Source organism: Alkalihalophilus lindianensis, from assembly GCF_032843265.1.
GTDB lineage: Bacteria > Bacillota > Bacilli > Bacillales > Bacillaceae_D > Alkalihalophilus > Alkalihalophilus lindianensis.
In genome coordinates this window covers 1-267 of record NZ_JAWJBA010000413.1, presented here as the reverse complement: position 1 = coordinate 267, position 267 = coordinate 1, and the positions used below count along the sequence as shown (strand labels likewise).

At 43.1% G+C, this 267-nt stretch carries 1 pseudogene; it reads right to left on the bottom strand.

The window, feature by feature from the left end:
- Nucleotides 1-267 (bottom strand): annotated as a pseudogene (locus RYX56_RS22825) (hypothetical protein); the annotation flags it as partial.

Here is a 267-nt window from a genome sequence, read left to right as displayed (position 1 = left end):
CCAAGCTCGCCTTTTACCAATGGTGATTCATCCGTGTCACCAGGTACGATGATGACCTTTTGGATGCCTAACCGGTGCTTTAGCTCCAATTCTAAGACATCAATTCCCTTTAGTTCACGCATCAATCCTTCCAAATCTTCCAGCAAATTTTTCCCTTCCTGCGTCAACCTCATACCAACATTATGTGCCGTGATAAGATTTTGCTTTTTAAGGAAGTCTACTTCACTACGAAGGATTCTCTCTGTTAAGCCAAGGCTGACAGCTAAA